This is a genomic window from Mucilaginibacter sp. 22184 (genome assembly GCF_052045695.1).
Taxonomy (GTDB): Bacteria; Bacteroidota; Bacteroidia; order Sphingobacteriales; family Sphingobacteriaceae; genus Mucilaginibacter.
The window spans coordinates 149,168-164,837 of the sequence record NZ_JBQEPI010000010.1; the positions used below are offsets into that span (position 1 = coordinate 149,168).

The following is a 15,670-nucleotide window of genomic DNA, read 5'->3' on the forward strand; positions in this document are numbered from 1 at the left end:
ATAAGTGAATAAGCTTTTATACTATATATCATACATCTGGAATTATTTGATTCTTAATTTAATTAAGGCAGAATATGCGGGTTTTCCAACTATTGTTGGGTTTATTGGTATTAAGGGCTTTAAAGGCAAAATTTATTTTGGGAAAAATGTTTTAATTAACTCCAATAAATGGAGTAATCCTGTTGGGCTATCATCGAGCACTTATTTATGTGTAAATCAAAATGCCGTTATTGAAATAGGGAATAATGTGGGCATTTCTAATGCTTTGCTTTATGCACGTGAAAAGATCACCATCGAAGACGATGTTATAATAGGCGGAGGGTGCCAGATACTGGATAATGACTTTCATTGCCTTGATTATGCTATACGAAGAACCCATCTTGACCAGGAAAATGTGGTTTCGGCAAAAATAGTTATTAGAAAAGGTGTGTTTATAGGAACGGGGTCAATTGTGTTAAAAGGGGTTGAAATTGGAGAGCAGAGTATAATTGCAGCAGGCTCCGTAGTTACAAAAAACATACCCTCGTTTGAAATTTGGGGGGGAAATCCTGCAAAATTTATAAGAGGGATCAGCAACCCCAGTATAAAACCGGATAGTTTATGATAGAGTTTTCAATTATAATAGCAACGTATAACTCTGAAGATGTAATTGGGCATTGTTTGCAAAGTGTTGTAGACCAAACATACCAGAATTATGAAATAATCATAGTAGACGGTAATTCTAAAGATTCAACGCTAAGTGAAGTTGGAAAATTTTCCTCGCATATTGCGCATACAGTTTCAGAACCTGATAAAGGAGTTTATGATGCGTGGAATAAAGGATTAAAATTAGCCTCGGGAAACTGGATTATGTTTGTGGGTTCTGATGATCAGTTATTACCTGATTGTTTACAATCATACCACGAATTTATTATTCAGAACAAGTTAGAAGGAATTGATTTTATTTCATCAAAAAATGTCTTGCTGAATAATAAGGGTGAAGTTTTAAAAACTTTAGGTGGCGAGTGGACATGGAATGTTTTTAAAAAATATATGAATTTGGCACATGTTGGTGCACTGCATCATAAATTGTATTTTGAAAAATATGGGATTTTTAATGACAGCTATAAAATAGCAGGTGATTATGAATTGCTTTTACGTGCAAAACATAATTTAAAAGCTAAATTCCTTGATAAAGTCAATGCAAAAATGGGATATGGTGGTATCAGTACAGCAAGTGCAAGGGTCTTTAAAGAAACTTTTAAAGCCAAAAATACATCAGGAGGAGTAAGGTTTTTAAGTTGTTTTATTGACGATTTAATAGCCAGGTTAAAGTATTTTTATCGTAAAACTGTACGTAATTATGAATAAATACTTATTGCATAGTACACTTTTATGTGTTTTTAGCGAGGCTTTGGCATTATATGGCAGAGGCAACGGTGTCGATCTTAAATTATTCTATTTTATTCTACCAATAAATTTCGCACTGCTTATTTTTCAGCAAGGGAACTTAAAATTCCCTCAATACTTTGGTTATATTTTTGGCTTTCTTTTTCTATCGTGCATATTTTCGATAGTGTTTTTATATAACAGTCCAACAAAAGGCTACTTTCAGCTAATAGGTATAACCTTCGTTTCGTTGTATTTTTACAATTTTATCAGGTACTTTTCGCAAAACGGATGGTTTTTAGTGGTAATTAAAACCTATTTACAATACGCCTATTGGGTTAGTATTCTGGGAATAATATTGTTTGTAGTGATCTTTGGCTTATTGGGTGAGCGTTCATACAGGTTACATAGCATAATGGCCGAACCGGCTCACTTTGCGGGTATTGTGCTCCCGGCATTCTTTATATTGATGAAGAATAAAAAGGTTAATTCTATTAAATTTTACGTGATACTCTTTTCGCTGATACTTACCTTCTCTTCTGTTGGTTACCTTGGCATATTTGTTTCCTTATTTTTATACCAGGAAAATAAATTTGCTTTTCGTAATCTATTTATCTTTCTGATCATATACCTATCAGTAACGCTTGCGTATGTATTTGTTGATGATTTTAGATTAAGGGTTGATGATACCACACAATCCTATGTTTCTAATGATGTTGAGGGAGCTAATTTAAGTACATACGCCTTAATATCTAATATGTTTGTTACCGAACAGGTTTTTCAAAATAACCCTGTTTTTGGGGCCGGTTTAGGCTCGCACCCCGAGAGTCATAAATTGTACATTTCAAAACTTCCCGGCCAGGAAACCTTTATTGATAAAGGAAGTAATTTAGCCAATCTTAACGCCGATGATGCTAACTCTTTATTTTTAAGAATTCTATCAGAACTTGGTATAACCGGAATTGTTTTTGTGCTGCTCTTCCTGATCAAGGATTATTCAAATAAAAATTTGTTTAGCAGCATCATATCAAGAGCGTTGCTAATTTATTTCATATATAAATTGTTTAGAGAAGGAAACTACTTTTCGCCCGAAATGTACTTCTTTGTTTTTCTATATTATTTTAACAGGATCGTCAATTATTCTGTCGACGATTTCAATCAAATAGTTACGTCATGGATTTCGAAGAAAACGCTCAACATCAGGTTAAGTTAAGGGAGTTCAATCCGAGTGCCGGGTATGTTAGAGGGGCCGGGGTTTTAAAAGAATCAATATGGTATATTATCAAAGTGATGTTTTTTTTGAGCGCTCTTCCGTATCCTTATAGTTTTAAAAGATTTTTACTCAAGCTATTTGGTGCTAAAATGGGAAATAATATCGTTATTAAACCACGGGTCAACATCCACATGCCATGGCATCTGACTATAGGCAATGATGTTTGGATTGGGGAAGAAGTTTATTTATTAAACCTGGTACCAATTACCATTGGTAATGACGTATGCATATCCCAGCGTGCGTTTTTGTGTACCGGAAATCATGACTATCGAAAACCAAGCATGGATTACCGCAATCAGCCCATTATTTTAAATGATGGATGTTGGGTAGGGGCTTCTGCATTTGTTGGCCCTGGTGTCACTATAGGTAGCAATACGGTCATTGCAGCAGGTGGGGTAGTAACCAGTACAACCGAATCTAATGTTATTTATAAGGGTAATCCGGCTTTAATAAAAGGGAACAGATGGGGAGCGTAATAAAAAAAAATATTATTGTAAATGCAGTATCTCTTAAAAATGGAGGCGCGCGTACTATACTTTTACAGTTTTTTAATCAATTGATCCTTAAACAAAACGATTTTAAAGATTTTGATTTTTACTTATTTGTATGTGATGGGGTTGTGCTAGAGGCCAGGGACATACCGGAGTCAATACAGATAGTACATTTACCCGTTAACAATATTGTTGATCGAATAAAATGGGAAGTGTCTGGTTTACGAAAATGGATCAAAGAAAAGCATCTGAATGTCTCACTTTTTGTGTCTCTGCAAAGCATCGGGTTTTTCTTCAACAATAAAAACCAATTAATATATTATCATAATCCAATTCCGGTTTATCCCAAGCGATGGAATATCTGGAAAAAGAGCGAAACCAAACTGTGGATATATAAAACCATTTTCCGAAAAATAATGAAATGGTCATATAACGATAATTCAATTTTTATAGCACAGGTTAAATGGGTTAAACAAGCCTTAGTGGATACTTTTCATATTAAGGATGATCAGATTCATATCATCAAACCTGATATTTCCTCGTTTCAAAACCGGATTCATTTTTTGAAAGATAGCGACGCTCATCAGTCCGATTTGAATTATATATATTTTCCAGCTACCGAATATCCTTACAAGAATCACTTATTTATTGTAAATGTTTTAAGCCGGCTTTTAGAGATCGCCCCTGCAGAAGAACGATTACTTAGTACCTGGAAAATTATTTTTACACTTGATGTAAACACAAGCGGCATATATCAAATCATTAAGCAAAGAGGCCTGGAAAAGTATTTTTTGTTTACAGGGCACGTTTCTTATGACGAGGCGATGGCGTACTATCAAAAGTCAAAATTGATCCTGTTTCCAAGTTATATTGAAACGTTTGGTTTGCCATTGATTGAAGCCGCATTTTTTGGAAAGAAGATATTAGCATCCGATCTTTCTTTTGTATCAGAGGTTTTGCCTGATTATAATGGCTTGCAAATGATAACGCTTACCGATGAAGATGCTTGGGCTAAGGCATTATTAGATAATATAAACCATACTACAAGCTTTGATTCGTACCTGCCTGATTATGAAACAGGATGGAATGATTTTTTTGATTTGATAAAGCGATACGCTTAATTACAAACAATAGCATTCCCGCAAACCGATCTACATATTTAGGATACGGTAAGTAAATCTGTTTATATAATCGTATTCAATTAACTCAATTAGTTGCGGGAACTGATTCTGCTTTCTTTACCTGGTAACGATTCTTAAGTTTTAAAATCGGCGTTTCAACGTACTTGAAGGATAAGGCTGCTAAACCAAAAGAAATAGCAATCCGTGCTACATTTACAGTTACTATGCTAACTATGCTTTTAGGATCTATGAGTGAATCTGAGGCCAAAAAGATAGGTAGATGGTAGGCATAAATTCCGTAAGATCGCTTTCCGATCCAGGAGAGCACCTTGCTGCTGAAAATAGCATGATGTTGTTTCTTAATAGCAAGCCATACGGTACCTACACATAGTATATTGGTGAGTATAAATCCACCGTTATTCAGATAAACATCGTCTTTATCGACTTTCAACAAGATAAAAGCGAAGGCCAGAAAAAGGAATATGATCAGTAAAGTTATGTTCGTCTTGTTTTTCGTGTTAATATCTTCACTTTGAATCTCTGCTGGTATAAAAGCCAACAAAGAACCCAATAAAATGCTGTCGATCCTGCAAACGGTGAACCTGTAAGCATCAATTGTTATCAGATGAAAATGATGGTTTTGATGGAAAGCCAGTATCCTGAGAATGGTTACGATAACAAGTAAGGTCACCATAAAATTAATTCGACCACGGAAAGGCCTTTTGAATACAAAAAGCAGGGCGAATATAGGCCAAAAGAAATAGAAGTGTTCTTCGACAGATAAAGACCATAAATGAGCCATGTTACCGGGTACACTACGTATCAGGAAATTGGTAAAATAAAATAAGCCTGCAAAGGTGGCTACTATTCGGTTAGCTCCCGGATCGAATTTGGTATAGCCCCATAGGATATTGGCTATAAGTATACAAATTAATAGAGGAGGGAAAAGCCTTAATGCTCTTCGTATATAAAATTTCGAAAATGAAATGTTCCCAAATGTGGAGTACTCGTTTTGAAGTAATGATGTAATAAGATACCCACTGAGTACAAAAAATAGATCAACCCCGATCCAGCCCCCTTTAAAAAAAACGTGATTGCCGTGCAGAAGCATAACCAATACGATTGCAAATCCTCTTAAACAGTCAAAACTTTTTATATATTGAAGTTTAGGTATTGGGTTTCCCATATAATTTGTTGTTTTTTTTAATTAAACTGAGTTAGATTAAAACGATATAGAGGTTCTTAGCCTGATAAAGTCAGGATATGATTCTCGCTCCAGCCTATTAGCCAGCCGAAAATAGGGAAAAATCGACATCAATTAATGAAGTTGAAGATTATTATGAAATTGGAAATAATTAGATGGGTTCATAATGGGGAGTTTTGAAAATTTGATTTTCAAAACTCCCCATAAACAAGTGAATAAGCCCTTTGCTGCAGTTTTATTATTGGAAACCTACTTTTGTTGTATCGATTTGTTTGAAGCTATTTGCCCTGTCGGTGTTTAACGATGATATATTTATTCGGGATGAAACTTGTTGCCGTTTTGAATGCAAATCTTTATCGGTGCTTATGGCATTTGAAGCGGCAGCGGTAGTTGCGGTAGCTGCTCTGCTAAGTTTATTTAATTGAGCGCCTGATTTGTTTTGAGTTAAATACGTATTGTAATCACTTTGAATAAAAGAAGAACTCCAATTTATATTTGTGGGATTGTTGTTTTCCTGGTACAAAACATTATTGGCAAATTTTAAAGAGATATTGTCTTTAAAGTTTCCAAACTGAACCTGACCGCCTGTATTATTTGCAAATATATTATTGGTTACGGTTATGTTCTGACATCTGTTTTGCATATAGCCAGCCGATTGGCAATGATCAACAATATTGTTGGTTACTGTAATGTTTTTAGACCCCTGGTCAATGTATATTCCCCAGGAACCATAGCTGTTAAACTTAAGATTTCTTACTATGTTATTTGATATAACAACATTTTCCATCATTCCTAAAGTATAAATACCCCCCAGGTCATCTAATAAACCGGTTCCAATATTTTCAACCCTATTTTTACTTATCGTTACATTATTGAGGATATTTGGAATGGTGCCATATCCCCAGCCTATTCCAATGGCAGAGTATTCTGCTCTATTAACGCTATTGTTGCTAATGCTGATGTTATTGCCGTTAACAACAAAAATTGGATTAGCAGCTGGCACAACCAGACCACTGTTGGTGATTTTGTTGTTGTCGATATTAACTTTGTTATTCAATATCTTGGTGTCATTGCCCGAGCCAGGGCTTCCAACTTTAACAGATCCGGCGCCCATATTACTAAAAATGCAATTGGTAACGGATACATTGTTATTAGATTTATAATACCAGATAGCATTTTTACCTATCCCTTTAAACGTGCATTTATTAAAAGCAACGTTGTCTGTAAAATTTATCATTATAGCTGCATCTTCAGTAAAAGCAGAGGGGTTGGGATCTATGCTTCTGTCTGTATATCTGTAACCAAAATGCTCAAAGGTTATATTTTCAAAACGGATATTCTTTATTTTATTTAAAGCAGAACCTGTTATATCAAATATCCGGTCATTAACAGGAATATATACCTGACTGCTGTTAGGTGATACATTAAAGTACTGCGACAATACAGAGGCATCCGCATTTGCTACAGAAGCAGATGAAAGACTAATTAGTTTGAATCTTACCCCTTTTTTCCAGGGTGAGTAATCACTATTATTAAGCCCGGTAGTATATAATACATGTGTTTTAAAATTGATGCTATCTACCTTTCTGTAGCAATATGTCCAGTTGGCATAAATAATTATTCCAAAATGCCCGCTTTTTAAATCAGCAAGCCCAATAGATTTACTTACTTGCTCCGGGTCATAATAAAACAACTGCTTGTTATCATATATTCCTGTTCCTGTCTTCTTGGTCTCAAAGTTTGTTAAGGTAAAAAAAGATGTTTTGGGACTGCGTACATAATTTTTAAGAGAATTATCGGTAAAAACCTCATCAAATTTTATATTATTTAGCGGAAGCTTTGATGTGCTTATATCATTAAACGCTATTGAGCCGGTAAGCGTTACCGCTGGAATTTTATAGGGCTTAATGGTTAATGTATGTATAAAATAAGATTGATTTACAGCTGTTAACTTAACAGGACTTGCAATTAGATATTTGCTATCCATAATGAATATATTAATAGCTTCTCCATTTGCTAATTGGGGATCGCTCTTAATTGCGATAAAAAAAGCCCTTTGTAAAGTTGCTAATGGACCGGAATTGTTATTATGAACAGCATTTTTCCCGTCCCAGGTATCATTTCCGGCACTGCTTACATAAATGTCAAGGGCCCTTACAGGTAGCCAACAAAATTGAATTAATATAACCAGTATCAACAGAGCCCTGCAGTTTAATAACTTTTTCATAGTGTACACAAAGTAAATTAGGATCGACAAATAATTTAGTTTTTTACCATAACAAATATTTATTTATTATGTTCTTCATTTGTCTTGAAGCAGGCAAGATAAATTGATGTTATTACACGTCAGGTGACAGACTATATCTTAAACGGTTATTTTGTTAAAATGTTTTTGCCCAATATTTCTATTAATTTTTGTGTTCTTATTTCTCTCCCTTGTTTATTCAGGTGATATTCTGAATTGAAGTAAAGGCTATCGTTATAAACAAAAGTATCAGGCGTATTTAAAATAGGGCATTTTAACTTTTTATGGAATAGGGTTGCAAAATCATTAACCGCCTTTTTGTTTAATGTAAAAGTAGATTGCTGATAGGTTGGAAATAGGTAATATACTGTAGCTCCTTTGCTTTCTGCAGTCTCAATAAAAGTGTTTATTAATTGCAGATCATCCGTATAATCTATTTCCCTTAACCTTGGAGGAACTAATGGAACATTTTTTTTATTTAAATGGGAAACAAGATCGCCTTCAACAGTAAAGCCATTTCTTATATAAATATTATCCGAAAACTGTTTTCCTATTACTTTTACAGAGCTGGTGATACATCTTTGTAAATCACTAATATAAAAAGGTATCAGTTCTTCGGGCTTAAGTGTAATGTATTTTTTAGCGTTTGGATTGGCATCCATTAATTGGGTAAGCAATTTTAGCTCCGGTTTATCAAGGTAATACTCTGTTGATAAAAGTACAATGTCTGATTTCTTGACCCCATCTAACGCTTCATTAAGCATATATGACAACCCTAAGCCCCCATGCAGGCTCATATTAACAACCGGATAATTGAATTTTTTGCTGATGGTATTGCTGTTTATACCAAACGCCAGGTTTGATCCTCCAACAAAAATAATTTTGGGGGAAGGCAGGGAATGAAGCCTGTTTTCTTTATCAATTGTTGCTGCTACATAATCATTATGCGCCCGTACTAGGGGGCTAACCAACATTACAATTGCAACAAGAGATACTATGATTAATAAGCTAAAGAGAATAGCTTTGATGAAAAATTTTTTCATAATCTAAAACTGGAAATAAATAAATTGCTGATTGCCCTCAAATTTTCCGAGCAAAAATATGATCAGTACAAGGCCATAGTAAAATCCCCATCGGATAGCCGGAGATTTCCTATTTATGAAATCAACCAAAGACAGATTTTTCTGCAAATATTCAACTCCAAACAAAATGAATAAGGCAATCAATGCAAAAAGAATATCCATCATGTTTTTTGCTGATAGATATAAAGCGGTAGTTCCGTGAACAGAGGTGATAAAATGGCTTACTATATACCAGCCATCCTGAACGCTTCTGGCCCTGAAAAATACCCATGTTGTACAAATAAGCAGAAAGGTAACCAGTTGGCACAAGATCGAATAAGCTGGCTTAAGTCCTGATGATACGATACTTTCTATTTTACCTCTGAATTTTTTTGTTGAAATATCAATGATCTGATAAACCCCGTTTAAACCTCCCCAAACAATATACGTCCAGTTAGCCCCATGCCATAAACCGCTAATTAAAAAGGTAATTAACAAATTAAGGTAACGTCGGCTCATTTTTACCCTGCTGCCGCCCAATGGAATATAAAGGTAGTCTCTGAACCAGGTAGAAAGTGAGATATGCCATCTTTGCCAGAATTCAACTATTGATTTTGCTGAATATGGTTTGTTAAAGTTTCTCATTAAATCAAATCCCATCACCCTGGCTGCTCCTATCGCTATATCTGAATACCCTGAAAAATCGCAATAAATTTGAAAAGCAAAAAAGATGGTTGATAAAATAAGCGGAAAACCCTGGTAACGGTGAGGATCGCTGTATGCCTGGTTAACCAGGTCGGCCAAACGGTCACTGATAACAATCTTTTTAAAAAATCCCCAGGTCATAAGTTTTAAGCCATTCGTTACATTATCATAACTAAATTTGTGCTTTTCATAAAACTGATGTAATATGTTTTGCGGTCTTTCTATAGGACCTGCTACTAGCTGCGGATAAAACATTACATACAATGAATAAATGCCAAAATTTCTTTCGGCCTTTTGGTTACCCCGATATACTTCAATGGTGTAACTCATTGCCTGGAATGTATGGAATGAAAGGCCGATAGGTAGTAAAATGGAAAGATTTGGAATGTGGTTTACATAGCCAAGATCATTTAACAACAAGGACAGATTATCATTTAAAAAATTGTAGTATTTAAAAATACACAGTACGCCTATATTGGCTACCAAACTACATATCAGAAATAATTTCCTTTTTTTTCCTGACGATAATTCAATGTATATACCTGCAAAGTAGTCTATAACAATGGTGAACCCTAATATTAAGATGTAAATGGGTAAAAATGCCATGTAAAAATAGCAGCTGGCTATTAGTAGCAAAAACCATCTTAATTTGTGCGGAATTATAAAGTATAATGTTGTTACAACTATGAAAAAGTATACAAAATGTAAGGAGTTGAATAGCATAATGAAATTTATCTATAGGGGGCTAGAGTTAAATTGTTTGTGTCATTTATTTGAGTTGGCGGTAGTATTAAACTGTAAGCTCAACAAAATATAATTTTTCATGGAAACCAGATCCTCCATAAGGATTTTTTTTTCTTGAAGAAAGAAGTTTAGTATTGAATTAATAAGCGTTAAGATTTTAAACAATTACAAAAATTAAGTCAATTAAATTTTCTTTTTTTTATGGTGTAAAAATGCATCTAAAATGTTTATTTTGTAAAATAAAAATCATTTTTTTTTAAAATTTTTATCAAAAGTGGTTATGAATTGAAAAAAATAATGCTTTTAGCCATATTATTTAATAATTAACATGTGGGTTTTAACATAGCAAATGGGCCAATTATTTTAATAAATATTGGTATTTTTTTAACCTTTAAAAGCAGCTTGCAATCATAAATCTAACCATAAATTAAATACTCATTATCAGTAATAGCTGGTTGCACTGCACTGGCTTTTGCTAATTTTACACTGTTTCAAAATAATATATGGATAAAAAAAACATTCTTCTCATTAGTCATAATTTTTCCCCCGAGCCTACTGGTATTGGAAGATACAATGGTGAGATGATGGATTGGTTAGCCCGGGAAGGTTATAATTGTACTGTAGTAACTACCTTTCCTTATTATCCATATTGGAAAGTTCAACCACCTTATAAAAACGTGTGGTATAAAAAAGAAGTTGTTGCATACCCGGAAAGTAATTCTACTCTAACTATTTATCGTTGTCCTTCTTACGTACCCGCCGATCCAACAGGTAAGAAAAGGATCATTCAGGATTTTTCCTTTTGGAGCTCGATGCTATGGAAGATTTTTCAGCTTATTTTAAACAGGAAAAAATATGATCTTATCATTACCATCGCCCCTCCCTTCCATTTGGCATATTTAGGTTTGCTACTTAGAAAATTTAATGGAGGTAAACTATTATATCATATTCAGGATCTTCAAATAGAGGCTGCGCAGGACCTTAATATGATCTCAAGTAAAAGGTTATTTAACTGGATATTTAAGGTCGAGAAGAAAATATTATTAAAAGCCGACTATGTGAGCAGCATTTCTGAAGGTATGCTCAATAAAATCAGAGCCAAAATTGATAAAGATGTTTTGTTTTTTCCTAATTGGGTGGATACCTCATTATTTTACCCTTTACCATCAAGGCACTTATTAAAAGAGAAGTGGGGGTATAAGGAAAGCGATACAGTTTGCCTTTACTCTGGTGCCATAGGCGAAAAACAAGGACTTGAAATTATACTAAACGTTGCCGGATTATTGCAAAATTCCCCAGACATCAAATTTATTATTTGCGGATCGGGGCCATACAAAGAGAAATTGGTTGAGATAGCCACCCAGAATAAACTAACAAATATTCAGTTTTTACCGGTGCAGGAGAAAGAGGTATTTAATGAGTTCTTAAATATGGCGGATGTGCACCTGATATTACAAAAGAGCGAAGCAAGCGATTTGGTAATGCCGTCAAAACTTACAACCATATTGGCTGTTGGTGGTGTGAGCTTGATCACTTCTGCCCGCGGTACGTCATTATACAATGTTGTTAATAATTATAATGTGGGCTATGTTGTTGAACCTGGTAATGACGAACTTTTGGCCGACGCCATTCAGAAGATAAATACAGAAAGCGATATAGAAACAAAAAGGAATAATGCCCGCGATTACGCTTTAAAATACCTGAATATCGATAATGTAATGAATAGCCTTACAAAACAATTAAAATGCCTGTAATTGTAAATATTTCAATAAAATAGTAATTTTGTTGTTATATTGCAATGTTTTTATTGGTAAATATACTAATTGTAAAATTTAAAAACTTTTCAATATAAATGCTGTTAACGCTTACAATTAAGCCACTGCTATATTAACTCTATGAAGAAAATTGCACTTATTACAGGTATAACCGGACAGGACGGAGCCTATTTAACAGAATTGCTGCTATCAAAAGGCTATGAGGTTCATGGTATCAAACGTCGTAGCTCATTGTTTAATACCGACAGAATTGATCATTTATATCAGGATCCGCATGATTCTGAACTTAAATTGATCTTGCATTATGGTGATTTAAGTGATTCAACCAACCTGATACGTATTATTCAACAGGTACAGCCTGATGAAATCTACAATTTAGGAGCCATGTCACACGTTAAGGTAAGCTTTGATACGCCAGAATATACCGCTAATGCCGATGGTATAGGCACATTGCGTTTATTAGAAGCGATCCGCATTTTAGGTTTAGAAAAGAAAACTAAAATCTATCAGGCATCTACATCAGAGCTATATGGTTTGGTACAAGCTGTTCCGCAATCAGAAACTACTCCTTTTTACCCGCGCTCGCCATACGCAGTTGCCAAAATGTATGCCTACTGGATCACCGTAAACTATCGCGAAGCTTACGGCATTTATGCATGTAATGGTATATTGTTTAACCATGAAAGCCCTTTGCGCGGCGAAACATTCGTAACGCGTAAAATTACACGCGCAACAGCTAAAATAGCCATGGGGTTACAAGATAAATTATTCTTAGGTAATCTTGATGCGCAAAGAGATTGGGGACATGCTAAAGATTACGTGGAGGCTATGTATCTGATCCTGCAACAAGATGCTCCTGAAGATTATGTTATAGCCACAGGTGTAACTACCCGGGTGCGTGAATTTGTAAGATTAGCATTTGCTGAAGTAGGTATTGCTGTTGAATTTAAGGGAGAAGGCGTGGATGAAAAAGGATATGTGGTAAGCTGCTCAAACCCTGATTTTCAAATTGAAATTGGTAAGGAAGTGGTTGCCGTTGATGAGAAGTATTTCAGACCTACCGAGGTTGATCTGCTTATAGGTGATCCAACCAAATCAAAAACCAAATTGGGCTGGAAGCCTAAATATGACCTGCAAGGCTTAGTAAAAGAAATGGTTGCATCGGATGTGGAACTTTTCCAAAGAGAAAAATTACTAAAAGATTCAGGTTATGTTATTAAAAACCAGTTTGAATAATTGTAATGGATAAAGCTTCCAAAATATATATAGCCGGCCATAAAGGAATGGTTGGGTCGGCCATACATCGCAAATTACTCAAAGAAGGTTTCTCCAATATTATTACCCGCAATTCTGCTGATCTTGATTTACGGGATCAACAGGAGGTTGCTGCTTTTTTTGCAAGCGAAAAACCCGACTATGTGTTTTTAGCAGCTGCCAAAGTTGGTGGTATTGTAGCTAATAATACCTACCGGGCCGATTTCTTGTACGAAAACCTGCAGATACAAAACAATGTTATCCATAATTCGTACCTAAACGGAGTAAAAAAACTGATGTTCCTAGGGTCAAGTTGTATTTATCCTAAACTTGCTCCCCAACCATTAAAGGAAGAATATCTGCTTACCGGGCTGCTTGAGCCAACTAATGAGCCCTATGCAATTGCCAAAATTGCTGGTATAAAAATGTGCGATGCATACAGAGATCAATACGGATGTAATTTTATATCGGTAATGCCTACAAATCTTTACGGATATAATGATAATTATCACCCGCAAAATTCACATGTATTACCGGCTCTTATACGCAGATTTGACGAGGCCAAAAATCAACAATTACCCGAAGTGGTTATCTGGGGAACAGGATCGCCAAAGCGAGAGTTTTTATTTGCAGACGACCTGGCAGAGGCTTGCTTTTACCTGATGCAGAATTACGACGAGCAAGGTTTGGTGAATATTGGTACAGGAGAGGATCTTTCTATTAAAGATTTGGCACTCCTCATCAAAAAAATAGTAGGTTATGAAGGTAATATATCTTTTGATACCTCAAAACCAGATGGAACTCCGCGTAAGTTGATGGATGTAACAAAATTACACAGCAAGGGGTGGAAACATAAAATTGAATTAGAAGAAGGAATAGCTTTAGCTTATAAAGATTATTTGACAAAAAATAATTAATGTTTTGTTATTTATTTGAGTTAGTATTACTATTACAATCAAATAAACAATCAATACACATAATTTCGTAAATATATGACCGAGGTAACCAAGATTTGTTGCATAGGCGCTGGGTATGTTGGCGGCCCAACAATGGCAGTAATTGCAAAAAAATGTCCTCATATTCAAGTTACAGTAGTAGATCTTAATGAAGCACGAATTGCTGCCTGGAATGATAAGGATACCAACAATATACCTATTTATGAACCAGGTTTAAGTGAGGTTGTAGCTGAAGCGAGAGGTCGCAATTTATTTTTCTCTACCGAAGTTGATAAAGCCATTCATGAGGCGCAGATGATATTTATATCTGTTAATACACCAACTAAAACTTATGGAGCAGGTAAAGGACAAGCTGCCGATTTGAAGTGGATTGAGCTTTGTGCCAGGCAAATTGCCAGTGTCGCAAAAGATAACAAGATCATCGTTGAAAAATCTACCCTGCCTGTTAGAACTGCCAGTGCCATAAAGGATATCCTTACCCATACAGGAAATAATGTTCAGTTTCAAATACTGTCAAACCCAGAGTTTCTTGCCGAGGGAACAGCGATAGAGGACCTGGATGCCCCAGATCGTGTACTAATTGGTGGTGACAGTACACCTGAGGGTAAAATGGCTGTGCAGGCATTGGTTGATGTATATGCTAATTGGATACCAAAGGAGCGTATATTAACTACTAACGTTTGGTCATCAGAATTATCAAAACTAACTGCAAACGCGTTTTTAGCACAACGGGTATCATCAATTAATTCACTTACCGAAATTTGCGAACAAACAGAGGCAGATATTAATGAGGTTGCGCGTGCAATTGGAACGGATAGCAGAATTGGTTCCAAGTTTTTAAAAGCCTCAGTAGGGTTTGGTGGGTCTTGTTTCCAAAAAGACATTCTAAATCTTGTTTATATAGCTCGTAGCTATGGCTTACAGGAAGTAGCTGATTATTGGGAGCAGGTAATTATTATGAATGATCACCAAAAAAGGCGATTTGCAAACCAGATCATTAAAAACCTGTACAACACGGTTAACGGCAAAAAAATAACATTTTTGGGCTGGGCGTTTAAAAAAGACACCAACGATACCCGCGAATCGGCGGCTATTTATGTGGCCGATCACTTATTACACGAACAAGCAGATATTGCTGTTTATGATCCAAAAGTTCCCGAAAGCCAGGTATATGCCGATCTGGATTACTTGCGTAGCCGGGAGCAGGAGGAGAATAAAAAAGGAGTTAACGTTTTCAAAGATCCTTATGAAGCCTGCAAAGGTTCGCATGCTATTGCTGTTTTAACAGAGTGGGATGAATTTAAAGGTTACGACTGGCAAAGGATCTATGACAATATGTTAAAACCAGCTAAAATATTTGACGGAAGGAATTTACTTGACGCCGATAAATTAAGGGCCATTGGATTCCAGGTAAGGTCAATAGGTACTAATGTTTTGGAAAAGTGATCTATTGTACCTGAAGAAGTTTAAGTT

Annotated in this window: 13 protein-coding genes; 9 read left to right on the top strand and 4 right to left on the bottom strand. The window is 35.3% G+C overall.

Going from position 1 to position 15,670, the window contains the following annotated elements:
* Positions 1–4 precede the first annotated feature (4 nt).
* From ACTJKG_RS22060 to ACTJKG_RS22080, 5 genes are read left to right on the top strand one after another with little or no spacing between them, the layout of a single operon-like run.
* Positions 5–604, top strand: coding sequence for an acyltransferase (locus ACTJKG_RS22060; RefSeq protein ID WP_440740428.1), 600 nt, complete (start codon positions 5–7; stop codon positions 602–604).
* Complete coding sequence (locus ACTJKG_RS22065; RefSeq protein ID WP_172336423.1) at positions 601–1,350, top strand: glycosyltransferase family 2 protein; 750 nt, start codon at positions 601–603, stop codon at positions 1,348–1,350. Before ACTJKG_RS22060 ends, ACTJKG_RS22065 begins: the two co-directional genes overlap by 4 nt.
* The gene (locus tag ACTJKG_RS22070; RefSeq protein ID WP_172336422.1) at positions 1,343–2,581 is read left to right on the top strand and encodes an O-antigen ligase family protein; all 1,239 of its coding nucleotides are present in this window, start codon (positions 1,343–1,345) and stop codon (positions 2,579–2,581) included. Before ACTJKG_RS22065 ends, ACTJKG_RS22070 begins: the two co-directional genes overlap by 8 nt.
* Positions 2,542–3,117: a WcaF family extracellular polysaccharide biosynthesis acetyltransferase gene (locus ACTJKG_RS22075; RefSeq protein WP_172336421.1), complete on the top strand. Its 576-nt coding sequence runs from the start codon at positions 2,542–2,544 to the stop codon at positions 3,115–3,117. The genes ACTJKG_RS22070 and ACTJKG_RS22075 overlap by 40 nt, the downstream gene beginning before the upstream one ends.
* The gene (locus ACTJKG_RS22080; protein ID WP_440740429.1) at positions 3,105–4,253 is read left to right on the top strand and encodes a glycosyltransferase; all 1,149 of its coding nucleotides are present in this window, start codon (positions 3,105–3,107) and stop codon (positions 4,251–4,253) included. Before ACTJKG_RS22075 ends, ACTJKG_RS22080 begins: the two co-directional genes overlap by 13 nt.
* An 85-nt stretch (positions 4,254–4,338) precedes the next feature.
* On the opposite strand, the gene ACTJKG_RS22085 is transcribed toward ACTJKG_RS22080, so the two are convergent.
* The 4 genes from ACTJKG_RS22085 to ACTJKG_RS22100 all read right to left on the bottom strand — a co-directional run bounded on the left by ACTJKG_RS22085 (position 4,339) and on the right by ACTJKG_RS22100 (position 10,074).
* A complete protein-coding gene (locus ACTJKG_RS22085) occupies positions 4,339–5,439 on the bottom strand; it encodes an acyltransferase family protein (protein WP_440740430.1) in 1,101 nt (366 codons plus the stop codon).
* 256 nt (positions 5,440–5,695) lie between these two features.
* Positions 5,696–7,684: a right-handed parallel beta-helix repeat-containing protein gene (locus tag ACTJKG_RS22090; protein ID WP_440740431.1), complete on the bottom strand. Its 1,989-nt coding sequence runs from the start codon at positions 7,682–7,684 to the stop codon at positions 5,696–5,698.
* Positions 7,685–7,830: 146 nt separating this feature from the next.
* On the bottom strand, positions 7,831–8,745 hold the full coding sequence (locus ACTJKG_RS22095) for a hypothetical protein (RefSeq protein ID WP_440740432.1): 915 nt from the start codon (positions 8,743–8,745) through the stop codon (positions 7,831–7,833).
* A 3-nt stretch (positions 8,746–8,748) separates the two neighbouring features.
* Positions 8,749–10,074: an MBOAT family O-acyltransferase gene (locus tag ACTJKG_RS22100; protein ID WP_440740433.1), complete on the bottom strand. Its 1,326-nt coding sequence runs from the start codon at positions 10,072–10,074 to the stop codon at positions 8,749–8,751.
* A gap of 641 nt (positions 10,075–10,715) precedes the next feature.
* Here ACTJKG_RS22100 and ACTJKG_RS22105 point away from each other — a divergent pair.
* The 4 genes from ACTJKG_RS22105 to ACTJKG_RS22120 all read left to right on the top strand — a co-directional run bounded on the left by ACTJKG_RS22105 (position 10,716) and on the right by ACTJKG_RS22120 (position 15,643).
* The gene (locus ACTJKG_RS22105; protein ID WP_440740434.1) at positions 10,716–11,966 is read left to right on the top strand and encodes a WcaI family glycosyltransferase; all 1,251 of its coding nucleotides are present in this window, start codon (positions 10,716–10,718) and stop codon (positions 11,964–11,966) included.
* 141 nt (positions 11,967–12,107) lie between these two features.
* Positions 12,108–13,223, top strand: a complete 1,116-nt coding sequence (gmd, locus tag ACTJKG_RS22110; RefSeq protein WP_440740435.1) for a GDP-mannose 4,6-dehydratase — start codon at positions 12,108–12,110, stop codon at positions 13,221–13,223.
* A gap of 5 nt (positions 13,224–13,228) precedes the next feature.
* Positions 13,229–14,158 (top strand): GDP-L-fucose synthase, encoded by a 930-nt coding sequence (gene fcl / locus ACTJKG_RS22115; protein ID WP_172336413.1) that lies wholly within the window; start codon positions 13,229–13,231, stop codon positions 14,156–14,158.
* Positions 14,159–14,233: 75 nt separating this feature from the next.
* Entirely contained in the window at positions 14,234–15,643 is a 1,410-nt protein-coding gene (locus ACTJKG_RS22120) for a UDP-glucose 6-dehydrogenase (protein WP_172336412.1), read from the top strand.
* Positions 15,644–15,670: the final 27 nt, after the last annotated feature.